The organism is Mesorhizobium sp. WSM2240, from assembly GCF_040438645.1.
Taxonomy (GTDB): Bacteria; Pseudomonadota; Alphaproteobacteria; order Rhizobiales; family Rhizobiaceae; genus Allomesorhizobium.
Genome location: NZ_CP159253.1, coordinates 3351311 through 3374425, shown reverse-complemented (window position 1 = coordinate 3374425; position 23115 = coordinate 3351311). Strand labels below are relative to the sequence as shown.

General features: G+C 63.0%; 28 protein-coding genes and 1 other RNA gene. 22 read left to right on the top strand and 7 right to left on the bottom strand.

The features are described from left to right. Nucleotides 1–44 precede the first annotated feature (44 nt). Together ABVK50_RS16810 and ssrA are read right to left on the bottom strand one after the other, a co-directional pair. Entirely contained in the window at nucleotides 45–602 is a 558-nt protein-coding gene (locus ABVK50_RS16810; protein ID WP_353645495.1) for an AAA family ATPase, read from the bottom strand. A gap of 108 nt (nucleotides 603–710) precedes the next feature. Next, nucleotides 711–1067, bottom strand: a transfer-messenger RNA (tmRNA) gene (gene ssrA / locus ABVK50_RS16805). Between the two features lie 85 nt (nucleotides 1068–1152). Here ssrA and ABVK50_RS16800 point away from each other — a divergent pair. From ABVK50_RS16800 to ABVK50_RS16775, 6 genes are all read left to right on the top strand, one after another. Then, a complete protein-coding gene (locus tag ABVK50_RS16800; protein WP_353645497.1) occupies nucleotides 1153–1947 on the top strand; it encodes a thymidylate synthase in 795 nt (264 codons plus the stop codon). A gap of 2 nt (nucleotides 1948–1949) precedes the next feature. Then, the gene (locus ABVK50_RS16795) at nucleotides 1950–2471 is read left to right on the top strand and encodes a dihydrofolate reductase (protein WP_353645915.1); all 522 of its coding nucleotides are present in this window, start codon (nucleotides 1950–1952) and stop codon (nucleotides 2469–2471) included. Nucleotides 2472–2617: 146 nt separating this feature from the next. Further along, nucleotides 2618–3730 carry an FtsH protease activity modulator HflK gene (gene hflK, locus ABVK50_RS16790; RefSeq protein ID WP_353645498.1) on the top strand — a complete coding sequence of 371 codons (1113 nt, stop codon included), beginning with the start codon at nucleotides 2618–2620 and terminating at the stop codon, nucleotides 3728–3730. Then, nucleotides 3730–4731, top strand: coding sequence for a protease modulator HflC (locus tag ABVK50_RS16785; RefSeq protein ID WP_353645499.1), 1002 nt, complete (start codon nucleotides 3730–3732; stop codon nucleotides 4729–4731). The genes hflK and ABVK50_RS16785 overlap by 1 nt, the downstream gene beginning before the upstream one ends. Before the next feature lie 6 nt (nucleotides 4732–4737). After that, nucleotides 4738–4923 carry a DUF2065 family protein gene (locus ABVK50_RS16780; protein ID WP_165033314.1) on the top strand — a complete coding sequence of 62 codons (186 nt, stop codon included), beginning with the start codon at nucleotides 4738–4740 and terminating at the stop codon, nucleotides 4921–4923. A 113-nt stretch (nucleotides 4924–5036) separates the two neighbouring features. After that, the gene (locus tag ABVK50_RS16775; RefSeq protein ID WP_353645500.1) at nucleotides 5037–6617 is read left to right on the top strand and encodes a DegQ family serine endoprotease; all 1581 of its coding nucleotides are present in this window, start codon (nucleotides 5037–5039) and stop codon (nucleotides 6615–6617) included. Between the two features lie 45 nt (nucleotides 6618–6662). On the opposite strand, the gene ABVK50_RS16770 is transcribed toward ABVK50_RS16775, so the two are convergent. Beyond that, nucleotides 6663–7232: a GNAT family N-acetyltransferase gene (locus ABVK50_RS16770; RefSeq protein WP_353645501.1), complete on the bottom strand. Its 570-nt coding sequence runs from the start codon at nucleotides 7230–7232 to the stop codon at nucleotides 6663–6665. After that, on the bottom strand, nucleotides 7229–8119 hold the full coding sequence (serB, locus tag ABVK50_RS16765) for a phosphoserine phosphatase SerB (RefSeq protein ID WP_353645502.1): 891 nt from the start codon (nucleotides 8117–8119) through the stop codon (nucleotides 7229–7231). Before serB ends, ABVK50_RS16770 begins: the two co-directional genes overlap by 4 nt. Here serB and miaA point away from each other — a divergent pair. Both miaA and ABVK50_RS16755 read left to right on the top strand, forming a co-directional pair. Next, the gene (miaA, locus tag ABVK50_RS16760; protein WP_353645503.1) at nucleotides 8097–9029 is read left to right on the top strand and encodes a tRNA (adenosine(37)-N6)-dimethylallyltransferase MiaA; all 933 of its coding nucleotides are present in this window, start codon (nucleotides 8097–8099) and stop codon (nucleotides 9027–9029) included. The two genes, serB and miaA, sit on opposite strands and share 23 nt — an antisense overlap. Nucleotides 9030–9175: 146 nt before the next feature. After that, nucleotides 9176–9967 carry a GGDEF domain-containing protein gene (locus ABVK50_RS16755; protein ID WP_353645504.1) on the top strand — a complete coding sequence of 264 codons (792 nt, stop codon included), beginning with the start codon at nucleotides 9176–9178 and terminating at the stop codon, nucleotides 9965–9967. 298 nt (nucleotides 9968–10265) lie between these two features. On the opposite strand, the gene ABVK50_RS16750 is transcribed toward ABVK50_RS16755, so the two are convergent. Then, on the bottom strand, nucleotides 10266–12101 hold the full coding sequence (locus ABVK50_RS16750; RefSeq protein WP_353645505.1) for an ATP-binding protein: 1836 nt from the start codon (nucleotides 12099–12101) through the stop codon (nucleotides 10266–10268). A gap of 161 nt (nucleotides 12102–12262) precedes the next feature. Here ABVK50_RS16750 and ABVK50_RS16745 point away from each other — a divergent pair, with 161 nt between their 5' ends. Both ABVK50_RS16745 and ABVK50_RS16740 read left to right on the top strand, forming a co-directional pair. Beyond that, nucleotides 12263–12835, top strand: a complete 573-nt coding sequence (locus ABVK50_RS16745) for an XRE family transcriptional regulator (protein WP_353645506.1) — start codon at nucleotides 12263–12265, stop codon at nucleotides 12833–12835. Continuing rightward, on the top strand, nucleotides 12832–13131 hold the full coding sequence (locus ABVK50_RS16740; RefSeq protein ID WP_353645507.1) for a hypothetical protein: 300 nt from the start codon (nucleotides 12832–12834) through the stop codon (nucleotides 13129–13131). Before ABVK50_RS16745 ends, ABVK50_RS16740 begins: the two co-directional genes overlap by 4 nt. A gap of 12 nt (nucleotides 13132–13143) precedes the next feature. Here the strand turns inward: ABVK50_RS16740 and ABVK50_RS16735 are convergent, their stop codons facing one another. Beyond that, the gene (locus ABVK50_RS16735; RefSeq protein WP_353645508.1) at nucleotides 13144–13302 is read right to left on the bottom strand and encodes a hypothetical protein; all 159 of its coding nucleotides are present in this window, start codon (nucleotides 13300–13302) and stop codon (nucleotides 13144–13146) included. Between the two features lie 92 nt (nucleotides 13303–13394). Between ABVK50_RS16735 and ABVK50_RS16730 the strand changes: the two genes are divergently transcribed. The 10 genes from ABVK50_RS16730 to ABVK50_RS16685 all read left to right on the top strand — a co-directional run bounded on the left by ABVK50_RS16730 (nucleotide 13395) and on the right by ABVK50_RS16685 (nucleotide 21222). Then, on the top strand, nucleotides 13395–14294 hold the full coding sequence (locus ABVK50_RS16730) for an alpha/beta hydrolase (protein ID WP_353645509.1): 900 nt from the start codon (nucleotides 13395–13397) through the stop codon (nucleotides 14292–14294). 237 nt (nucleotides 14295–14531) lie between these two features. Continuing rightward, entirely contained in the window at nucleotides 14532–16319 is a 1788-nt protein-coding gene (locus ABVK50_RS16725) for an acetolactate synthase 3 large subunit (RefSeq protein ID WP_353645510.1), read from the top strand. A gap of 67 nt (nucleotides 16320–16386) precedes the next feature. Further along, a complete protein-coding gene (ilvN, locus tag ABVK50_RS16720) occupies nucleotides 16387–16959 on the top strand; it encodes an acetolactate synthase small subunit (RefSeq protein WP_353645511.1) in 573 nt (190 codons plus the stop codon). A gap of 66 nt (nucleotides 16960–17025) precedes the next feature. Then, entirely contained in the window at nucleotides 17026–17334 is a 309-nt protein-coding gene (locus ABVK50_RS16715) for an AbrB/MazE/SpoVT family DNA-binding domain-containing protein (protein ID WP_353645512.1), read from the top strand. After that, nucleotides 17312–17650 (top strand): type II toxin-antitoxin system PemK/MazF family toxin, encoded by a 339-nt coding sequence (locus ABVK50_RS16710; protein ID WP_353645513.1) that lies wholly within the window; start codon nucleotides 17312–17314, stop codon nucleotides 17648–17650. The genes ABVK50_RS16715 and ABVK50_RS16710 overlap by 23 nt, the downstream gene beginning before the upstream one ends. Before the next feature lie 73 nt (nucleotides 17651–17723). Beyond that, complete coding sequence (locus ABVK50_RS16705) at nucleotides 17724–18320, top strand: LysE family translocator (RefSeq protein WP_353645514.1); 597 nt, start codon at nucleotides 17724–17726, stop codon at nucleotides 18318–18320. Between the two features lie 47 nt (nucleotides 18321–18367). Then, on the top strand, nucleotides 18368–18985 hold the full coding sequence (nthA, locus tag ABVK50_RS16700) for a nitrile hydratase subunit alpha (RefSeq protein ID WP_353645515.1): 618 nt from the start codon (nucleotides 18368–18370) through the stop codon (nucleotides 18983–18985). After that, a complete protein-coding gene (gene nthB, locus ABVK50_RS16695) occupies nucleotides 18982–19641 on the top strand; it encodes a nitrile hydratase subunit beta (RefSeq protein WP_353646954.1) in 660 nt (219 codons plus the stop codon). Before nthA ends, nthB begins: the two co-directional genes overlap by 4 nt. Before the next feature lie 103 nt (nucleotides 19642–19744). After that, nucleotides 19745–20020, top strand: a complete 276-nt coding sequence (locus ABVK50_RS16690; protein ID WP_353645916.1) for a nitrile hydratase accessory protein — start codon at nucleotides 19745–19747, stop codon at nucleotides 20018–20020. A 74-nt stretch (nucleotides 20021–20094) separates the two neighbouring features. Next, entirely contained in the window at nucleotides 20095–21222 is a 1128-nt protein-coding gene (locus ABVK50_RS16685) for an ATP-dependent RecD-like DNA helicase (RefSeq protein ID WP_353645517.1), read from the top strand. Here ABVK50_RS16685 and ABVK50_RS16680 read toward each other — a convergent pair whose 3' ends face one another. Continuing rightward, entirely contained in the window at nucleotides 21223–21627 is a 405-nt protein-coding gene (locus ABVK50_RS16680) for an STAS/SEC14 domain-containing protein (RefSeq protein WP_353645518.1), read from the bottom strand. A gap of 105 nt (nucleotides 21628–21732) precedes the next feature. Between ABVK50_RS16680 and ABVK50_RS16675 the strand changes: the two genes are divergently transcribed. After that, nucleotides 21733–22473: a pyridoxine 5'-phosphate synthase gene (locus tag ABVK50_RS16675; RefSeq protein ID WP_353645519.1), complete on the top strand. Its 741-nt coding sequence runs from the start codon at nucleotides 21733–21735 to the stop codon at nucleotides 22471–22473. A 187-nt stretch (nucleotides 22474–22660) separates the two neighbouring features. Then, complete coding sequence (locus ABVK50_RS16670) at nucleotides 22661–23038, top strand: VOC family protein (protein ID WP_353645520.1); 378 nt, start codon at nucleotides 22661–22663, stop codon at nucleotides 23036–23038. Nucleotides 23039–23115 lie beyond the last annotated feature (77 nt).

The following is a 23115-nucleotide window of genomic DNA, read 5'->3' as shown; positions in this document are numbered from 1 at the left end:
CGTCAACTCTGACTGAAAAGGCCGGGAAGACCCTGGCCTTTTCATCATTTTTCGGAACGCCGGATTTTGCGGATCACGAATTCGACCCGCTCCGCGACAGGCGCATGGGGGACTTCAAGCAGTTCGTAGTCCATTTCCGTGTAGGTCTCGACCATGATCTCGTATGTCCGGACAGCCACGCTCCAACTCTGCCTACGCTCTTTGTCATTGCCGAAGATCTCCCGCCACGGCGGCGCGATTAACGCGCGCTTGTTGTACCGGAGGCGCCAAGCCTCTTCCTCCATCCAGGCCGGCACCTCCAGGCCCTCCAACCGCAGATAGCCGATCGTGTCGGGGAGGCCCCGGTCGAACACTACCGGGCCGTCCTGCCGCTCCGCGTCGCGGTATGACCTCAACTCCCAATCGAACATGAGTTCGGCGAAACGCGAGCGGTCGGCCCAAGGCAATCCGCCACCACTATCGCGCATTTCTTCGCAGATAATACTGCGGCCGGCCTCTTCGGTGGTAGCATATCCGCGCGCCTTCAGCGCTTCGATAAGAGTAGTCTTGCCCGACCCGGGGCCGCCGGTCAGGACGAAGAATCGATCGGAATCGCCAGGCATGCTTGTCTCCGGAATATGAAGGGAGGCGCAGGTCGACAGGCAGGCGCACGCAGCAAATGCTGCACATTGCGCCGTGTCGGCCAAATAGAGATGGAATGGGGAGAGAGAAGTGGAGGTTTCTGTTGCCAGGTACCTCCGAACCTCGCCTAGAAGTGCGAACCCCTAGGACTTGATTTGAAGCTATCGCACCGCATTAAGCGGCGAGACGTGCTTCCGCATAGTTGTCGTTTGCAACTACTAGGTTAGCCCGATAACGGTGGTACAATGCCGGGCGAAAGCACGATCTTTACACCTTCGTCGATCCTATTTCGCCCCCATCAGAAACCGCTCTCGAAAAGCGGCTTTTGGTGGAGGCGCCGGGTACCGCCCCCGGGTCCGAACGGCTTATTGCATCGCCTGTTTATCGCCATAGCCGGACAAGCCGGCTCGATGAATATAGGAAGCCCCGGGCGAAAATGGAAGGCCGCAATGGCCTCAATCGGCGATATGCCGTATGCGCCGGATTTGGCCTCGGCTATGATCGCCAAAACCTCGAATCGAAGCGGCAGCGATGCGTCAATATCTCGACTTGTTAAACCATGTCCTTGAAAACGGCTCGGACCGCAGCGACCGCACCGGCACGGGTACGCGCTCGGTGTTCGGCTACCAGATGCGCTTCGACCTCGCGCAGGGCTTTCCCGTCACCACGACCAAGAAGCTGCATTTGAAGTCGATCATCCATGAACTTCTGTGGTTCCTGGCCTGCGACACCAACATAAAATACCTCAACGATCGCGGCGTGACGATCTGGGATGAATGGGCCGACGAGAATGGCGATCTCGGCCCGGTCTACGGCAAACAGTGGCGCTCGTGGCCGGCGCAGGACGGCGGCGAGATCGACCAGATCGCCAATCTTCTGAACCAGTTGCAAAAAAATCCTCATTCGCGGCGGCTGATCGTTTCGGCGTGGAACCCGGCCGAGGTCGATGCGATGGCGCTGCCGCCCTGTCACTGCCTGTTCCAGTTCTACGTCTCGGACGGGAAACTTTCCTGCCAGCTCTACCAGCGCTCGGCCGACATCTTTCTGGGCGTGCCGTTCAACATCGCCTCCTATGCGCTGCTGACGCTGATGGTGGCGCAGGTGGTCGGGCTGAAGCCCGGCGACTTCGTCCATACGCTGGGCGACGCGCATCTCTACTCGAACCATTTCGAGCAGGCGCGCGAACAACTTCGGCGCACGCCGAAACCGCTGCCGACGATGTGGATCAATCCTGAGGTGAAGGATCTGTTCGCCTTCCGCTACGAGGATTTCCGGCTCGAGAACTACGTCGCCGACGCGACCATCCGCGCGCCGATCGCGGTATGACGATGGATATCGCAATCTATGTCGCCATCGCCGAAAACGGCGTGATCGGGCGCAAGGGCGGGCTGCCGTGGAGATTGTCGAGCGATTTGAAGCGCTTCAAGGCCGACACGATGGGCAAGCCGATCGTCATGGGCCGCAAGACCTGGGAGAGCTTCCCGAAGCGGCCATTGCCGGGGCGGCTGAACATCGTGGTTACGCGCGATCCGACGTTTCGCGCCGAAGGCGCCGAGACAGTGCATTCGCTTGACGAGGCGATCGCGCTGGCCAGGGCGCGCGGTCGCTGCATGGCCGGGGCGGATGAAATCTGCGTGATCGGCGGCGGCGAGATCTACCGGCAGGCGCTGCCGCTGGCCGACCGCCTGCACGTGACGCATGTGCTGGCCGAGGTGGAGGGCGATACGCGATTTCCCGACATCGACAGCGATGTTTGGCAGGCTGTCCGGGTCGTTGACGTGCCTGCGGGCGAGAAGGATAGTCATGCGACGCGTTATACCGTTTACGAAAGGCGCGGCAGCGTGCATTGAGGATAGGTTAGGGCCGCTTCCTCCTCGAAATCGGCCTTCTGCGCAGCCGTCGCGTTGAAAGCGCGCTCTGGCATCCTTATAGAAGAGGTCAGGCAACACGCGCCGGTAAGCCCTGGCGCACCGACTTCGTAATCGAAAGGACTTTCATGCCCTGGAACAATCAGAGCGGTGGCGGCGGCGGCCCGTGGGGCGGCGGCGGCAATAGCGGGGGGCCGTGGGGCCAGGGGCCGCGCCCGAGTGGCCCGCAAGGATCGCCGCCCGACCTGGAAGACATCATTCGCCGTGGCCAGGATCGGCTGAAGAACGCACTGCCTGGCGGTGGCGCGGCAAGCCCGGCCCTGTTCGGGCTGATTGCGCTCGCCCTGCTGGCGTTCTGGGTGTTCCAGTCGGTCTATACCGTGCAGCCCGATGAACTGGCTGTGGAACTGCGCTTCGGCAAGCCGAAGGAAGAGCTTTCCGGTCCGGGCCTGCACTTCCATTGGTGGCCGATCGAAACGGTCGAGATCGCCAACACGGCGGAAAAGCTGGTCGACCTCGGCGAAGTCCGCGGCAGCACCTCGTCGGGGCTGATGCTGTCGGGCGACCAGAACATCGTCGACGTCAAATTCTCGATCGCCTATCAGGTATCCGACCCCAAGGCCTATCTGTTCAATGTCTCCAATCCCGACGAAATGGTGCGCCAGATTGGCGAAAGCGCCATGCGCGAAGCTGTCGGGCGCCGGCCGGCGCAAGACATCTTCCGCGACGACCGCCAAGGCATAGCCGATGCGGTGCGCGAGATCATCCAGGGCACGCTCGACGCTTACGGCGCCGGGCTGACGATCAATGCAATCTCGATCGAGGACGCAGCGCCGCCGCGCGAAGTGGCGGATGCCTTCGACGAGGTGCAGCGCGCCGAACAGGACGAAGACCGCTTCGTTGAGGAATCGAACCAATATTCCAACCAGAAGCTGGGCCAGGCGCGCGGCGAAGCGGCGCGCGTGCGCGAAGAAGCGGCAGCCTACAAGAACCGGGTAGTGCAGGAAGCCGAGGGTGAGGCGCAACGCTTCATCTCGGTCTACGAGGAATACGCCAAGGCGCCCGACGTAACGCGCCAGCGGCTGTTCATCGAAACCATGGAGAAGGTGCTGAAGGATTCCAACAAGGTCATCGTCGAGCAGGGCGCAAACGGGCAGGGCGTTATCCCCTATCTCCCGCTGCCGGAACTGCAAAAACGCGCCCCGGCTCCCGCGGCCGCCGCGGAAGGAGTAAGCAACTGATGGCCAACCGTCTCCCAATTATCGGCGTCATCGTCGCCGTCATCCTGCTGCTCGTCTACTCGTCGATCTTCGTGGTCAACGAGCGAGAGCAGGCGATCGTTCTGCGCTTCGGCGAAATCGTCGACGTGAAGTCCGAACCGGGCATCTATTTCAAGGCGCCGTTCGGCATGTTTGAGGCCGACAACGTCCAGATCATCGAGGACCGCGTGCTGCGTTTCGATCTCGACGACATCCGCGTCCAGGTCTCGGGCGGCAAGTTCTACGAGGTGGATGCATTCGTCGCCTATCGCATCGCCGATCCGCGCAGGTTCCGCCAGACGGTGTCCGGCAGCATACAGCTGGCCGAGCAGCGGCTCAGGACTCGTCTCGACGCGGCGCTGCGCCGGGTCTACGGCGTACGCGGTTTCGAGGCGGCGTTGTCGGAAGAACGCGCCTCCATGATGACCGAAGTCCGCGACCAGCTGCGTCCCGACGCGACTTCGCTCGGGCTGGAGATCGAGGATGTCCGCATCCGCCGGACCGATCTGACGGCCGAAGTCTCGCAGCAGACCTATGACCGGATGAAGGCGGAACGCCTCGCGGAAGCCGAAAGGCTGCGCGCGCGCGGCCGGGAAGCGGCAGCGCGTATCCGGGCGCGGGCTGACCGCGAGGTGGTCGAAACGATCGCCGAGGCGCGCAAGGAGTCGGAAATCCTGCGAGGCGAGGGCGAAGCCCAGCGCAACGCGGTGTTCGCCGACGCCTTCCAGCGCGATCCGGACTTCTTCGAATTCTACCGTTCGATGATCGCCTACGCCGCAGCACTCGATCCCACCGGCACGACGATGGTGCTGTCGCCGGATTCTGAATTCTTCCGGTATTTCCGCAGTCCGAACGCCGCCTCGGCGAGGGATGGCGCTCCCGGGACGGCGCCGAATGCAGGTCCGGCGGCCAGCGCGCCCGAGGCGGCGCCAGCCCCCAACGGCACGACCACGGGCGCTACGCAGCCGGACGCCGGCCAGTAAGCGCCGGTGGCCGACTTCCTGGCCGCGCTGGGTCTGGTGCTGGTCGTGGAAGGCCTGGTCTATGGCGGCTTTCCGACGCTGGCCAAGCGGCTAGCGTCGGAGGTGCTGTCTACGCCGGAAAGCGCGCTTCGGACTGCCGGCCTTGCTGCGATCGCCATCGGGGTCGGCATCGTCTGGCTGGTGCGCGGGTAACGCAAGTTTGTGGCCATGCCTGTAGGCAAGGTCGCAAACACGCCTTATTTCTTCAGAACATGGCGTGAACCCCGACCAGGCGGCACGTCATTCCAAACACCGGAGGCATTTCCATGGCGACCAAGATCATCCTGCCCGCGGTGCGAAGGATATTGCCGGCGGCGACCGCTGCCATCCTTGCCGCCGCAGTGGCTGCACCGTCCTCCGTCGCGCCGGCCCTGGCGCAAACGCAACCGCAACCGCAGACTCAAGCAGAGCCGCCGCTGCAATTGCAGCAGCCGCATCCACAGCTACAACCGTTGCGGCAGGGCCAGGGTCCCAATTCGGTCGCTGACCTGGCCGAAGGGCTGCTCGGCGCCGTCGTGAACATCTCCACCTCGCAAAACGTGAAGGGCGCGGAAGGCCGGGACGCAGTACCCATGCCCGAACTGCCGGAGGGCTCGCCGTTCCAGGATTTCTTCGATGATTTCTTCAAGGACCGCGGCGGTCCGGGCGGCCCGCAAAGGGTGCAGTCGCTCGGTTCGGGCTTCGTCCTCGATGCCGAAAAAGGCATCGTCATTACCAACAATCACGTGATCTCCGACGCCGACGAGATCGAGGTCAATTTCTCCGACGGCTCGACGCTTAAGGCCGAACTCGTCGGCACCGACACCAAGACCGACATAGCCGTGCTCAAGATCGATCCGTCTTTGAAGAAGCTGACGGCGGTCAAGTTCGGCGATTCCAACAAGATGCGGATCGGCGACTGGGTGATGGCGATCGGCAATCCGTTCGGACTCGGCGGAACGGTGACGGTCGGCATCATTTCGGCGCGCAACCGCGACATCAATTCCGGGCCCTACGACGATTTCATCCAGACCGACGCCGCGATCAATCGCGGTAATTCCGGCGGACCGCTGTTCAACATGCAGGGCGAGGTAGTCGGCATCAACACCGCCATCATCTCGCCGTCGGGCGGTTCGATCGGCATCGGATTCTCCATCCCGTCGGAATTGGCCATTGGCGTGATCAGCCAGTTGACCGAATTCGGCGAGACCCGCCGTGGCTGGCTCGGCGTGCGCATTCAGCCGGTCACCAACGACATAGCTGAAACGCTCGACATGAAGATCGCCAAGGGCGCGCTGGTGGCCGGCATCATCAAGGGTGGCCCGGTCGACAATGGCACCATCCTGCCCGGCGACGTGATCATAAAATTCGACGGCAAGGACGTTGACGAAATGCGCGACCTGCCGCGCGTGGTCGCCGAAAGCCCGGTCGGCAAGGCGGTCGACGTGGTGATCGTGCGCAAAGGCAAGGAGCAGACGGTTAAGGTCACGCTCGGCCGGCTCGAGGATGGCGAAAAGCTCGCCGAAAACGCCGAGGGCCAGCCCGAAGAGGAAGGCGTGGCCGTCGCCTCGGCGACCGTGCTCGGCATGACCATTGGCGAGCTGAATGACGAGGCGCGGACCAAGTTCGGCATCGGTGCGGACATCTCGGGCGTGGTTGTCAACGAAGTGGCGCCCGACTCCGCTGCCGCCGAGCGCGGCATTCTCGCTGGCGAGGTCATTACCGAAATCGCGCAGGAATCGGTTTCCTCACCCAAGGACGTGATGGACCGCATTGCTGGGCTGAAGGAACAGGGCCGCAAAAATGCGCTTTTGATGCTGGCCTCGAAGACGGGCGAACTGCGCTTCGTGACCATTCGGATGGATTGAATCCGAAAACCGCCGCAAATCGCTGATCGCAAACGAAAAGAGCGGCTACAGGGCCGCTCTTTTCTGTTTCTTCCATTCCGCGCTTGTCAGCCGGTAAAGCACATGACGCCTGAGATGCGGATGCGTGTCGGGGACGTTCGGGTGGTCGAAGTCGCCTGACGGATCGCGCTTCATGCCGAGGCGCTCCATGACTGCTGTCGAGCGGAAGTTGTTCCAGACGGCGAAGGAAACGATCTCGTCGCGTCCGAGCTTTTCGAAGCCGAAATCGACCAGCGCCCTCGCGGCCTCCGTGACATAGCCGCGCCCCCAGAATTCGGGCGCGAGACGCCAGCCGATCTCCATGACACCGGCCGGCAGCACTGACATGACCTCCGTGGCATGCAGCCCGATAAAGCCGATGCACTCGCCGGTGGCGGCGATCTCGGCCGCAGTCCAGCCATAGCCATTCTGCACGATCTCATCGCGCATCTGATCCATCACGGCGTCTGCCTGTGCGCGGTCGCGGCGGAACGGGAAGAACTCCATCACGCGATCATCGGAATTGATACGGAAGAACAGATCGCGGTCGCGATCCTCCCAGTTGCGCAGGATCAGGCGTCCGGTGCGAATTATCATGACGCGAATTCCGAGCGTCGATATCCCTGGATGTAGAGCAGCGCCGTCAAATCGCTGTGGTCGATCCGGAAACCGGCCTCGGCAGCAACCGCCCGTTTGGCATGCAAGGCGACACCCGTGCCGGCCAGCCGGATCATGTCGAGATCGTTCGCGCCGTCGCCGACTGCAATGGCGTCGGCTGGCGTCAGGCCCAGCCGCGCGGAGATTTCCAGCAGCGCCTGAGCTTTCGCGGCGCGCCCCAGGATTGGTTCGACGACCGTTCCGGCGAGCAGCCCGCCGGCCTCGACGACAAGGCGATTGGCGCGGTTTTCGTGAAAGCCGAGCATGTTGCCGATGCGCGAGGTGAACACGTCGAAGCCGCCCGAAACCAGAGCGGTCCAGGCGCCGTGCTTTCTCATGGTCGCCACCAGTTCGCGGCCGCCCGAGGCAAGCGTCAGGCGGCTGGATATGATGCGGTCGATCACTTCGGCATCCAGTCCTTTCAGCAGCGCCACGCGTTCGCGCAGCGCCGGCTCGAAGGCGATCTCGCCGTTCATGGAACGCGCGGTGATGGCGGCGACATGGTCCTTGACGCCTATCTCGTCGGCGAGTTCGTCGATGCATTCCTGGTCGATCATGGTGGAATCCATATCGGCGATCAGAATTTTCTTGGCGCGTCCCTCGCGCTGCTGCACAACGACATCGACCGGCTCGGACGCGACCGCTTCGCGGAGGGCGGCGAGGGCTTCCGGAGTGTCAAGGCCGGCGGGCAGAGCAAGGTCGCAGGCGACTTGATCGGCGAGCCAGTCGGCCGCGGTCGCAGCGACAGCTTGCGAAGCCAGCTTCGCCAGCGGCTGCGAGATGGAACGCCTGGCCGGATGGGATATGAGCGTGGCGACGAGCGGCATGGAAAAATCCGGTGGCGGCGGCGAAGGGCGGCTGAAGAATGCCGTCCTGATAGCCGGGCCGACGGCCAGCGGCAAGTCGGCTCTGGCGCTAGATGTAGCCGAGCGCAGGGGAGGCGCCATCGTCAACACCGATTCCATGCAGGGATATTCGATCCTCAACGTGTTGACGGCTCGGCCGACCGCCGAAGAAATGGCGCGGGCGCCACACCACCTCTACGGCCACATCCATCCGGAGACGGCCTATTCGACCGGCGCCTGGCTGCGCGACGTGAAGCGGCTGATGGCCGAAGATGCGTTCAAGGACAAGATCCCTGTGTTCGTCGGCGGCACCGGGCTTTACTTCCGGGCGCTGGTCGAAGGGCTCTCCGAGATGCCGGATATTCCGAAATCCGTGCGCGACCGCTGGCGCTACCATCTCAACGAGGACGGGCCGGAGCGGCTGCACCGGATCCTCTGGCGAGAAGACCCGGAAGCAGCGCAACTCCTGCGACCGAGCGACGGACAGCGGATCGCTCGGGCGCTGGAGGTGCTCGAGGCCTCGGGCCGCTCGATCCTGAAGTGGCAGGCCGAAAAGGGGAAGCCGCTGATCGATCGCGACAGCGCCGAATTCCTGGTGATCGAGCCGGAGCGGGCGGCGCTGGTGGCGCGCATCGACAGCCGCTTCGACCGAATGCTGGAAGCCGGCGCGCTGGACGAAGTGCGCGCTCTGCTGGCGCTTAAGCTCGATCCGGCGCTGCCGGCCATGAAGGCGATCGGCGTGCGCGAACTGGCTGCCGCCGATGCCGGCGAGTTGTCGTTTCCCGAGGCGATCGCGCGCGCCAAGATTGCAACCAGGCAATACGCCAAGCGGCAGTCAACCTGGTTCCGCCATCAGCTCGGCCCGGAATGGCGGCGGATCGACAGCAATTGACGTCAAAAACCACGCGCCGACGGACGTTTATTAGCAAATTCGCAACTTCACGTTAACGTTAGTTTCGCGCCGAAGTTGCTTTCGTTAACCCTCCGTAAGGCCGCCCATGCCATAAGGGAAGACGACGGCCGCTCAACGGGGAGCAAATGCGGTTCCACAAGTCCGAATCTGCGTTTTTCGTGTTCATCGCAGTCATACTTGCGGCCGGACTCGTGACCTTCCACGCCTATGATGTGCTTCGCGACGATGCCAATTCACTGTACCAGCCCGAGCGGATCGAAGGCGTCGCCTATCTGGCAAAGCTCCTGTTCGCAACGGGCGTGCTGCTTGCCACCGCGCTGTTCTTCGGAATTTTCTTCATCTTTCCGTTGATCCGAACGCAGGTGAAGGAAGAGGGCAAGCTCAGGGCAATGACCGCCTCGCTCAGCGCGCGCTCAGAGACACTGGAGCACGCGGCGTTGACCGACGGCCTGACCGGCATGCAGAACCGGCGCTATTTCGACGATGCGCTGAAGGAATATCTCGACGAGTTCCGCCGCATCGACAAGCCGGTCGGGCTGATGATCTTCGACCTCGACCACTTCAAGCAGGTCAACGACACGCATGGCCACGATGTCGGCGACGAGGTGCTGCGCGCCGTCGCCGGTTGCCTCAAGGACATGACGCGCTACCACGACGTGGTGGCGCGGCTGGGCGGCGAGGAATTCGCGGTGGTGGCCCCGAACATGGATCACGACCTCTTGGTCAAGCTCGCCGAGCGCATCCGCAAGGGCATCGCCGCCATGCCAATCCTGTCGGGCAATGTGCGGTTGAAGATCACGGCCAGCGTCGGGCTTGCCGTGTGGGACCGCAAGGAAAGCGCCGAGGAGTTCTTCCGGCGCGCCGACAAGCAGCTCTACGAGGCAAAGCGGCAGGGACGCAATCGCGTCAGCGCCTGAGAGCCTGATCCGTTCCGATAGAATCGGAATGGGGCTCTAACCTTTTGTTTGCCGCATGATCTTGTCCGAAAAGTCTGCAACTTTTCGGGACCATGCTCTAAGAATTCAGCGTGAATTCGTGATGCTGGCCTTCTGACGCAGCCTTCTGCGCTTCCGGTGCTCGCGGACTTGAATGTCCGCTCCGCTCCGGTTCTCGAAACCTGCGCCACAAGTCTCAGCCTGACGAATTCCAGCCAGAATTCTTCCCAAGCTCCTCATGGATGCGCAGTAGCGACCAACCCGAAGCGACGGCCTGAGTTTAGTCCGACCGCGGGCGCAGGCCGAATGTGGTGGGCTTCAGGCCGAAGCTGACGTCGAGATCCTCGGGAGCGGGCGGCGGCGCGGCCTCGATTACCGGTTTGCGATAGCCGGAATCGCCGGCCTGGCGCTGCATGTCCACGGGTTCGGCGAACCCGAGATTCTGCTGCGGCTTCGGCACATTTCTCAGACGCTCTACGATGGAGACCAGATCGACATTCTCGCCATTGCCGACCGGTGCGTCCGTCGCGTGGCGCTTGCCTGCGCCGGGTATGAGGTTCGAGGCAAGTCGCTCGAATTTCAGCCGCATGGTCGTCGCCACGCCTTCGCCGAAGGCGATGGCCTCGCGCTGTCCCATCGAGGAGAGGAACGACAGGGTGGAAGCCGACGAGTCGGCTATAGCGGAACGGATGATCGCCTGATCCTGTTCGTTGGCAAGCCGCATGGCGAACACGGTCGAGCATTGCGACAGGATGGTTGGGTCGAGTTCGCCCGGCCGCTGGGTGACGACGCCGAGATAGCAGCCATATTTGCGGCCTTCCTTGGCGATGCGTGACAGAGCGTGCCGGGTAGGCGCGAAGCCGAGCCGCGGATCGGAAGGCATGTAGCGATGCGCTTCCTCGCACAGCACCAGAAGCTTTAGCTTGCCTTCGCTCCACAGCGCCAGATCGAAGGCCAGCCGGGCCAGCACCGAACAGACCGAATTGACCACTTCAGACGGCATGCCGGCCATTTCGAAACAGGTGATAGGCCGGCCGCCATGCGGAATGCGGAAGATGTTGCCGATGGTCTGGTGCAGCGTGTCCTCGATGAGCCGCGAGGCGAACATGAAGCGGTAGCGCGGGTCGTTGATGGCCGATTCGATGCGCGTCTTGAGCGAACGGTAAGTGGGACGGTAGTCCTTGCTCTCGAGCCGACCCATGCGCTCGTCGATCTGCTTGATGAGGTCGGCGATCCTGTAGGGAACCGGCGTGTCGGCGGTCATCGAATCGCCGCCGCGGCGGACGAAGCTTCCGGCGCCCGGATTGCGGTAGAGGTTCTTGGCGGCGGGGATCAGGTCGCGCAGCACGTCCAATTCCTCCGGCACGATCTCGCGGCCGCGAAACAGCACCTCGGCGAATTCCTCCAGCCGGAAAAGCCAGAAGGGCAGGTCGAGCGTCGAGGTGTCGACCTTGACGCTATTGTCGGGCAGGGCGGCGGCGAACTCGTTGTGCGGGTCCAGGATGAGGACCCTGAGATCCGGCCTCGCCTCGATCGATTTGCGCAGCAGCAACGATACGGCAGTCGACTTGCCGACGCCCGTGGTGCCGACCACGGCGAAGTGGCGGGCCAACGTGTCGTCGATGGCGATGCAGGCGTCGATCGTCTCGTCCTGCGACAGCGTCCCGATGGTCACCGAATGGCGTCCCGCCAGATCGTAGACCGCCTGAAGGTCGCGGTTGCGGATGCGGTGCGCGACCGCGCCGATATGGGGATAGGTGGTAATGCCGCGATCGAAGACCGGTTTGGCCGGCGCGACGCTGTCGCGGACCTCGCCGATCAGCTCGACGCTAACCTCGATGGCGTTCTGTTCGTGGCTGTGCCAGGTACCGTCGGCCTTGCCGATGGCGTAGACGAGGCCGACCGTGCGCGAGGAGCCAAGATTGATCGAGATCATCTTGCCGACGGTCCACAAGCCCGTCACCGCGCCTTCGCCGGTATCGGCGAACGCGCTGATGGTGGCGCGCGCGCCATCGCACTGCACGACATGGCCGAGAATTCGCGCATCGTTCTGCGCGGCGTCGCGGCGTTCCTGCGACGTTGCTTCACCGGCGGATTTTTCCCGCTCTACGAACATCTGAATGGACCCTCGCCCCCGACAATCCCTCTGCCGCAGGACCGTAACCGCGTTGGGGTTAAGGCCGCGTGATAGCGGATGGTATAGGCGCGGTTAAGGAAACTGCCGCAATTCGATGAAACGCATATTTACACCGTTGGTTGTTCCGCTATGTTGGCCAAATGACCTATATAGAAGACGACCTTTCGCGAGGGATCGCGAACCGGATACGAGCGGAGCGCAGCCAAAGGGAATGGTCGCTGGCCAGCCTTTCCGAACGCTCCGGCGTTTCCAAGGCCATGCTGAGCGCCATCGAGCGCGGCGAGACCAGCCCGACCGCCGCCCTTCTGGTGCGTGTGGCTTCGGCGTTCGGAATGACCTTGTCTTCGCTCATCGCGCGAGCCGAACTGCGCGGAGGGGGCCTCCTGCGGGAGAGGGACCAGCCGGTCTGGCGGGATCCCGATACAGGCTATATCCGCCGCCACCTTTCGCCCGCATCCGACATGCCGCTCGAATTGATCAGGGTCGAAATGCCCGCCGGCGCGAAGGTCAGCTTGCCGGCGGAGTCCTACGCCTTCATCAGGCAACAGATATGGCTGATGGAAGGGCGCCTGGAATTCACGGAAGGCGATGTCGTCCACCTCATGGAGCAGGGCGACTGCCTGGCGCTCGGCCCACCCAGCGACTGTACCTTTCACGCTCCCGGACCTGCTGCCGCGACCTATCTCGTCGCACTGATGCGGGGCGCCCAATGACGCGGCGTATCCGGCGCAACGACAATGGCGGCCCGCCGCTTGACGATTACGAGGGACCACCCTGGGGCAAGGGCGATCCGCATCGGTTTTTGCATTGGCGCAACGCTCACCGCGCGGCATGGAAGCCCGCAAGCCGCGATGTCGCCTTGTTCCGCCTCGGCAAGGCGGAGAAGCTCGGCCTTACCTACGAGGAATACACGCTGGAGATCCTGGAGCGCGGCCGGCACCTCAGCGAGGAGGATGCAGGGCGCATTGCCAAGATCAAGGCAAAGCCCAAGCGCAGGCGGCGAAGCTGAGAGGCAGCCGGATCAGCCGGCGGGCGCATAGCGCAGCAGGATCACATCCTGCGGCAGCCGCTCCGTGCCGAGTGGCTCGAGGTTGAGCGACAGGCCGCGCGCGAAGAAGGGCTTGCCGCTGGACCATACAGCAGAGCGCAACCCGTGGCGCGACCGGTCCGTTGACAACATGCTCTTCAGCCTCCAACGGGCGACTGGAAAACAGACGGTTGTCGACTAGTTCCCGGAGAACCCCGCATACGGACTGTCACGAGACGGCGGAAATGATGGATGACTTCACAGCCGCTGAAATCGACACCGGCGAAACGACAATTTTCGTGCGCTGGCGAGGCTCAGGGCCTCCAGTGCTTTTGCTGCACGGCTTTCCGCAGACGCATTTGATGTGGCGCGGGGTCGCGCTGCTGCTTGCCCGGGATTTCACGGTCGTATGCGCCGATCTTCGCGGCTACGGGCAGAGCGGCTGCCCGGCTTCCGCGCCGGACCATGCGCCGTATTCCAAGCGCGCCATGGCGCGGGACATGGTGACCGTCATGGAGCAACTCGGATTCCAGCGCTTCTCGGTCGCCGGACACGATCGCGGCGGACGCGTCGCCTATCGCATGGCGCTCGACCATCCTGACCGTATCGACCGGCTCGCCGTACTCGACATCCTGCCGACGGAGACGACATGGGAGCGAGCCGATGCAAGGCTTGCATTGGCCTTCTGGCCATGGTCGCTGCTGGCACAGCCCGAGCCGTTGCCCGAGCGCATTCTCTCGGCAGCCGCCAATGCCATCATTGACAATGCATTCGGAGAATGGGGCTCGTCGCCCGACGCATTTTCCGCTGAGGTCCGAGCAGCCTATGGCGACGCCCTTGGCGATCCCGACCACATCCACGCAATTTGCGAGGAATATCGAGCGGCAGCGACGATTGACCGCGAGCACGACAGAGCGGATCGGGCCAGTGGGCGCCGGATACTCTGTCCACTGCTCGCCATTTGGAGTGCCAACGGACCAATCGACACCTGGTATGCCGCAGAGTCCGGACCGATCGCGCTGTGGCAGGCCTGGGCGGATGACGTTCAAGGGAAGAAGCTTGAAGGCGGCCACTTTTTCCCGGAAGAGATTCCCGAACAGACGGCCGACGTTCTCGGCCGCTTCCTTGGCAATCCAGGCCGATAAGCAGAGGTGTTGAATTTGCCCATTGACACCATGCCTTTGCGGCAATTAGTCTCCGCGCCCATGAAGATGACAGGCATTCTCGTAGTAGGAAGGCGCGTGGGCAAGGCGGTGTAACCGCCGGGCGGAAACCTCCCATGCGCTAAGACATAGGCTCCCTCGGGGGCCTTTTTTATTGGCCGAAACAAGACTAAACGACCAGCAATCGCCCCCGCGGGCGGCAAAAAACGGGACAGATCGATGAGCAACCGACAGGACGAGACCGGACGGCGCGAAATGACGGGCGCCGAAATGGTCGTGCAGGCGCTGAAGGACAATGGCGTCAAGCATCTCTTCGGCTATCCCGGCGGCGCGGTCCTGCCGATCTACGACGAACTCTTTCAGCAGGACGAGGTGCAGCACATCCTGGTGCGGCACGAGCAGGGCGCAGGACACGCCGCCGAGGGCTATGCCCGCTCGACGGGGAAGCCGGGCGTTCTGCTGGTGACTTCCGGCCCCGGCGCCACGAATGCGGTGACCCCCCTGCAGGACGCGCTGATGGATTCGATCCCGCTGGTCTGCATCACCGGCCAGGTACCGACTTCACTGATCGGCTCCGACGCCTTTCAGGAATGCGATACGATCGGCATTACGCGTCCCTGCACGAAGCATAATTGGCTGGTGAAGGACGTGAATCAACTGGCAGGCATTCTGCACGAGGCGTTTCATGTCGCCACGACGGGGAGGCCGGGCCCGGTCGTTGTCGACGTTCCGAAGGACGTCCAGTTCGCGAAGGGCATCTATACGCCACCGCAGACCGCGCCGCGCACCAGCTATCAGCCCAAGGTCCAGGGCGACCTCGACAAGATCAAGGCGGCGGTCGCGCTGATGGCCGACGCAAAGAAGCCGATCATCTATTCGGGCGGCGGCGTCATCAATTCCGGTCCGGAAGCCAGCCACCTTTTGCGCGAACTGGTCGACCTGACCGGCTTTCCGATCACCTCGACGCTGATGGGGCTCGGCGCCTATCCGGCGAGCGGCAAGAACTGGATGGGCATGCTCGGCATGCACGGCACCTACGAAGCCAATATGGCGATGCACGACTGCGACGTGATGATCTGCATCGGCGCGCGCTTCGACGACCGCATCACCGGCCGGCTCAACGCGTTTTCGCCGAACTCCAAGAAGATCCACATCGATATCGATCCGTCCTCGATCAACAAGAACGTCCCCGCCGACGTGCCGATCATCGGCGATGTCGGCCGCGTGCTGGAGGACATGGTGCGGCTGTGGCGCGCGACCGCGAAAGCCGACAAGAAGGCGCTCCATCCCTGGTGGGAGCAGATCGCCCGCTGGCGCGCCCGCGATTCACTCGCCTACCGGCCGAACGACGAGGTGATCATGCCGCAATATGCGGTGCAGCGGCTCTACGAACTGACCAAGCATCTCGACACCTATATCACCACCGAGGTCGGCCAGCACCAGATGTGGGCGGCGCAGCATTTCCATTTCGAGAAGCCGAACCGCTGGATGACTTCGGGCGGTCTCGGCACGATGGGCTATGGCCTGCCGGCGGCGCTCGGCGTGCAGATTGCCCATCCGGACTCGCTGGTCATCGACATTGCCGGCGACGCCTCGGTGCAGATGACGATCCAGGAGATGAGCTGCGCGGTTCAATACGAAGCGCCGATAAAAATCTTCATCCTGAACAACCAGTATATGGGCATGGTGCGGCAGTGGCAGCAGCTGCTGCACGGCAACCGGCTGTCGCATTCCTATACCGAGGCGATGCCGGATTTCGTCAAGCTGGCGGAAGCCTATGGCGGCCACGGCATACGCTGCGAGAAACCGGGCGATCTCGACGACGCGATCAAGGAGATGATCTCGGTGAAGAAGCCGGTGATCTTCGACTGCCGGGTCGCCGCGCTCGCCAACTGCTTCCCGATGATCCCGTCGGGCAAGGCGCATAACGAGATGTTGCTGCCCGACGAGGCGACGGACGAAGTGGTGGCGAATGCGATCGACGCGAGGGGCAGGGAACTGGTGTGACGCGACTTTAATCAGAGCCGCTTAAATCAGAGCGTCAGCGTAGCAATTTTTGAAGATCGAGAATCCCATGAGCGCCCACCTTCAACCGACCGGCTCCGCCTACTTCATCGCCAAGGAGACGGAAAAGCCCGAAATCCACACGCTGTCGGTGCTGGTCGACAATGAGCCGGGCGTGTTGGCTCGGGTCATCGGCCTGTTTTCAGGCCGGGGCTACAACATCGAAAGCCTGACGGTTTCGGAAACCGAGCACGAGAAGCACCTGTCGCGCATCACCATCGTGACACGCGGCACTCCGCATGTGCTGGAGCAGATCAAGCATCAGCTGGAGCGGATCGTGCCTGTGCACCGCGTGGTCGACCTGTCGGTGCGCGCCGCGGAACTCGGCCAGGACAAGCCACTGGCGCGCGAACTGGCGCTGGTCAAGGTTTCGGGCACGGGTGATCACCGGGTGGAGGCGCTTCGCCTTGCCGAGGCGTTCCGCGCCAATGTCATCGACGCCAACACCGAACATTTCATCTTCGAGATCACCGGCAAGGTGTCGAAGATCGAGCAGTTCATCGCCATCATGCAGCCGCTCGGCCTAGTCGAGGTCTGCCGCACCGGTGTCGCCGCGATGAACCGCGGCCCGCAGGGGATGTAGGAACCGGTTGAAGATCAGCGCCGGCTGATGTATATACATGGGATATACATCAGCAGGAATTTGGCCATGACCGTGCTACAGGTTGGCAAATGGGGCAACAGTTCCGGAATACGCCTTTCAAAGGCAGTGCTCGATGAACTCGGCATCAAGCAGGGCGACAGCGTGCAACTGACCGTCAAGGACGGCAAGGCGATCATCGAACCGGCAAAGCCGAAGAAGATCACGCTCGAGTGGATCATCTCCGAGATGGATCGGCTAGGGCCTGAAAACGAGCCCGAGCTTGTCGATTGGGGACCTGATAGGCCGGGAGAACGGATCGATGACGAGTATTCGCGTGGCGAGATAACGCTCGATGACATCTTTAAGCGCCGGTGACGTCGTATGGGCGGATTTTGATCCAATTAGAGGAAGCGAGCAGGGTGGCGTCCGCCCGGCAATCGTGCTCACCGCTTTGGAGTTTCATCAGGTTTCCGCCAAGGCTGTGGTTTGTCCTGTCACACGCAATCCGGGGCTTTGGCCAACGAAAATCCGGTTGCCTGAAACGATGAAGACACAGGGTTTTGTTCTCGCCGACCAGATCAGAACCCTTCATCGCTCCGAACGAGGTTTCCGCTTTATCGAACACGCACCGGACGAGGTTCTCGCCGACGTCCGCGCGATTGTCGGTTCAATTCTTGGCATAAGCGGCTGACGGCCATGGCCGGAGCGTAGCCGCCGGGATTTCGTTTATAGGTCAATATTATTGACGTATTGACGCGAACTCCATGTCTCCCGAAGCTTTCTTAGCCCTGCTGGTCTTCGCTTTCGTGACCTCGGTGACGCCGGGGCCGAACAATTTCATGCTGCTGGCGTCCGGCGTGAATTTCGGGTTCTGGCGCACAGTGCCGCATATGTTCGGCATTGCGGCCGGATTCGCCACGCTGCTTTTCAGAGTCGGCCTGGGCCTGGGCGCGGTGCTCAAGGCCTATCCGGCGCTTGACTTGGCGCTGAAAATAGCCGGCGGCGCCTATCTGCTCTATCTCGCCTGGAAAATTGCGATGTCGCGGTCGATGGCGGCGAAGGGCGAGGTGAAGGCCGTGCCGATGACGTTCCTGCAAGCCGCCGCATTCCAATGGGTCAATCCCAAGGCCTGGGTAATGGCGGTGACGGCGATGGCCGTCTACACAAACCCGCAGGCGCCGTTCCTGTCCATGCTGCTGGTCACATTCGCGTTCACCGTGGTCAATCTGCCGTCGGTGTCGGTCTGGGCCGGCTTCGGTATGGCGTTGCGCGGCTTTCTGGCCGACCCGGCCCGGCTGAAATGGTTCAACATCGCCATGGGCGTTCTGCTCGCAGCAACGCTGTGGCCGATGCTCCGATGAGTCCTGGCCTGCTTGCGCGCCTCGGCGGCTGGGACTAGTTTCCGGCCATGTCCCACGATCACGATCATCATCACGATAATGAACTCGACCCCATGGCCGCGCGGGTCAGGGCGCTGGAGACGATCCTTACGCAGAAAGGGCTGATCGACCCGGCGGCGATCGATGCCATTGTCGAGACCTACGAGACGAAGATCGGTCCGCGCAACGGCTCCAAGGTGGTCGCCAAGGCATGGAGCGATCCCGCTTACGCCGAATGGCTGAAGACGGATGCAACCGCGGCGATCGCCTCGCTCGGCTTCACAGGGCGGCAGGGCGAACACATGCAGGCGGTGTTCAACACGGCCGATACGCATAACCTCGTCGTCTGTACGCTGTGCTCCTGCTATCCGTGGTCGGTGCTCGGCCTGCCGCCGGTCTGGTACAAATCGCCGCCCTATCGTGCGAAGGCTGTGATCGATCCGCGCGGCGTTTTGGCCGAATTCGGCGTCAGCCTGCCGGTGGAGACTAAGATCCGCGTATGGGATTCGACCGCCGAACTCCGCTATCTCGTGGTGCCGCTGCGGCCGAAGGGGACTGAAGGCTGGAGCGAAGAAGGATTGGCCGAACTGGTGACGCGCGATGCGATGATCGGCACGGGACTGGCGCTGGAGCCGCAAGCCTCATGAACGGGCCGCACGATCTTGGCGGGCAGATGGGATTCGGGCTGGTCGCGCCGGAGAAGGATGAGCCGTATTTCCATGCGGAATGGGAGAAGCGGGCGCTCGGCGTTACGCTGACGGCCGGCGCCATGGGCCACTGGACCATCGACGAGAGCCGCCACGCACGCGAGAACCTGCATCCGGCCGATTATTATTCATCGAGCTATTACGAGATCTGGATCAAAGCGCTGGAGACGCTGCTCAAGCGCCATGGCTTCGTCACGGCCGAGGAACTGGCCGCGGGTACGGCGCTGGACGCAGGAGCGACGCCGAAGCGGGTGCTGAAGGCGGAGAACGTCGCGGCCGTGCTCGCCAAAGGCGGGCCATGCGACAGGCCTGTCGATTCGCCGGCGCGGGTCGCGCCGGGCGACCGGGTGCGGACGAAGAATTTTCACCCGAGCGGCCACACGCGGCTGCCCCGCTACGCGCGCGGCAAGAACGGCGTGGTCGAGGCGGTGCGGGACGGGTTTGTCTTTCCCGATACCAACGCCCATGGCGGAGGCGAAAGCCCGCAACGGGTCTATACGGTCGCGTTTTCGGCCGCCGAGTTATGGGGTGAGGGCGCCGACCCGACGCTGACTGTTTCGATCGACGCGTGGGAGAGCTATCTTGAGCCGGCATGACGCCGGCTCGGGGCCGTCGAAGACGCCAGGCGAGTCCGCCAATGGTGCGCTTCCGAAGGACAGCTCGACATTTTCCGAACCCTGGCAGGCCGAAGCCTTCGCCATGGTGGTGGCGCTCCATGAATGCGGGCTGTTTTCGTGGAGCGAGTGGGCGGATGCGCTTTCGGACGAGGTGAAAGGGCCGGGCGCTGCGCAGGACGGCAGCGATTACTACGATTGCTGGCTTCGGGCGCTGGAAAAGCTGCTTGCGGCAAAGGACGTGGCCGGCCGAAGCGAAATTGATGCGCTCGCCGCGGCATGGGAACGGGCCGCGCATGCGACGCCGCACGGCAGGCCGATACTGCTGGAGAATGATCCGGAGCGTCGCCTTGCAAGGTGAGCGAGGTGATTTCGCACAGGTAGCGTCAACCCAAATCCCTTGCCCTTAGCCGCCGAATCCTGTCAGTCAACCGGATGGATTTTTCTCCCCAGCAGGACGATGCCCTGAAGGCGGTGGCGCGTTGGCTAAAGTCGGGCAGGCCGCAGGTCTTCCGGCTGTTCGGCTATGCCGGTACCGGCAAGACCACGCTGGCGCGCTATTTCGCCGAGCATGTCGACGGGCAGGTGCAGTTCGCTGCCTTCACCGGCAAGGCGGCGCAGGTGCTGCGCTCCAAGGGCGCGGTCAACGCCCGCACCATCCATTCGCTGATCTATCGGCCGCGCGGCGAGGAGGCGGTGGCCGACGAGGCGACAGGCAAGACGTCGATGTCGCCGACCTTCGCGCTCAATCGGCAAAGCCCGATTTCCAAGGCGGCGCTCGTCATCATCGACGAATGCTCGATGGTCGACGAACAGCTCGGCCGCGACCTGCTGTCGTTCGGCACGCCGGTGCTGGTGCTCGGCGATCCGGCGCAGCTTCCGCCGATCTCGGGCGGCGGCTTCTTCACCGAACACGAGTCCGACATCCTCCTGACCGAAATCCACCGGCAGGCGCGCGACAATCCGATTATCCGGCTGGCGCTCGACGTGCGCGAGGGCCGCGAATTCATGCGCGGCGACTACGGCACGGCAAAGGTGATCGGCAAGGAGGAGGTAACGCAGGAACTGGTGCTTGCCGCGGATCAGGTGCTGGTCGGCACCAATCGCACACGGCGCCGCTACAATGCCCGCCTGCGCGAACTGAAGGGCTTTACGGCGAATTACCCGCAGGCCGGCGACAAGCTCGTCTGCCTGCGCAACGATCCGGCGAAAGGCCTGCTCAACGGCTCGCTGTGGAAGGTGATGACCTCGTCTCGCGAGACGGTGAAGCCGGGCATCAACCTTTTGGTTTCGCCGGAGGAGGACGATCCCGATCGCGGCGTCGCCAAGATCAAGCTGCTCAAGGCGGCCTTCGAAGATCCCGACGCCGACATTCCGTGGACACAGAAGAAGCGCTTCGACGATTTCGACTACGGCTATGCGCTGACCGTGCACAAGGCGCAGGGTTCGCAGTGGAACGACATCGTGCTGTTCGATGAGAGTTTTGCGTTCAAGGAAACCCGCCAGCGCTGGCTTTATACGGCCATCACCCGGGCAGCGCAGACGCTGACGATCGTCCGCTGATCAGGCCGAAGCGACGGGCCTTGCATCCAGCCACTCCCAGGCCGCCGCTTCTTCGTCAGCGTCGAAATAGCGGGTTTCGATGGAGGTGAGCGGGCCGAATATGCCGATCACGGTGCGCAACCATGCAGGCCCGCCGACCACCGCATATTTGCGGATGTGGCGCAGCGCGCGCGTCTTGCCGCGGATCGTGGCATCGGTGAATGCCGCGCTCCAGTCGAAGCCCTCATAGCGCGCGACGCTCACCAGAAGATCGACCTTGTCGTGCACTGCGTAGGCGCCCTCGAGCAGGCCGTAGGCGTTTTCCAGATCGGCTGCGGTGAAACGTCCGACAATTTCCAGCGCGCACAAATCCTCGCGGGTGGTGTCGATGCGGCGGATGGCCGGCACAGGGTCGAGCGGATGCATGAGGCGTCCTTTCGAGGGGAAGTCTTCCACTGGAACACATGAATGGCCGTGTCAGTTCCCGCCGGAGCGGCTATAGAGGCGCAACAACAAATATCGAGAACCCCCATGCCTGCAAAGCTTTCCGTGAATCTGAATGCCGTCGCCATGCTGCGCAACCGGCGCGACCTGCCATGGCCGAGCGTCAGTGGACTGGGGCGCATCGCCCTCGCCGCCGGCGCGCACGGGCTGACGGTGCACCCGCGGCCCGACCAGCGCCACACGCGCTATTCCGATTTGCCGGAACTGCGCGCGCTGATCGATGACGAATTTCCGCAAGCGGAGTTCAACATCGAAGGCTACCCGACGGAAGAGTTCCTGGACCTGGTAGAAAAAAACCAGCCGGAGCAGGTGACGCTTGTGCCGGACGATCCGGCGCAGGCGACGTCCGACCATGGCTGGGATTTTGCTGCGAACGCCATCTTCCTGACGCCGATAGTCAAAAGATTGAAGAAGGGCGGCTTCCGGGTGTCGCTATTCGCCAATCCAGACCCGGTCGGCTTCGACGTTGCGCGTGACATCGGGGCCGATCGCATCGAACTTTACACCGGCCCCTATGGCAACTGTCATTCGGATTCGGAAAAAGCCCGCAAGGAGCTGGAAAGGTTGGGCAAAGCCGCGGATGCTGCACTTGCCGCCGGGCTCGCGGTGAATGCGGGGCACGATCTGGTGGTCAGCAATCTGCCGGCGCTGGCCAAGCGCGTCCCGCAACTGGCCGAAGTGTCTATCGGCCACGGCCTGACGGCGGATGCGCTGGAGCACGGAATGGCGGAAACCGTACGGAGATTTTTGAAGGCCTGCGGCTGGTAGGGCTTGTTTGAAGACCTCGCCGAATTCCGGCATGCCGCCATGGCAGGACCGGCTCTTCATCGGCCTGGCGCGCACCGCGGCCGATGCCACCGAGTATTCCAGATCCCGACCGGGCGCGTGGTCGCGATCGGCACGCAGGTTGCAGTGCAACGCCGCTATTCACGGGGTGTGTACAAGGAGGAAGGCCATGGCTGTTTCGATCCGCTATATCGTGCACGATGTCGACCAAGCGATCGGCTTCTACAGGGATATGCTCGGCTTCAACGTCGATTTTCATCCGGCGCCCGGTTTTGCAGCGCTTTCACGCGGAGACCTCAGGCTGCTTCTGAACCGGCCGGGAGCTGGCGGAGCCGGGCAATCCATGCCTGAAGGTGCGACGCCTGCGCCGGGCGGCTGGAACCGTTTTCAGGTCGAATGCGCCGATCTGGAAGCGATGGTCGCCGACTTGCGCGCGAAGGGATGCCGGTTCCGCGGCGACATCATCATTGGGAACGGCGGCAAGCAGATCCTGCTCGACGATCCCTCCGGCAACGCGATCGAGCTTTTCGAGCCGGCGCGGCGCTGAACGTCCGAACGGTGCTTGCGCCGCGGCAAAATATGCTGCATAGAGCCGAACCGTAACGTACGGTACGGCAATTTGCC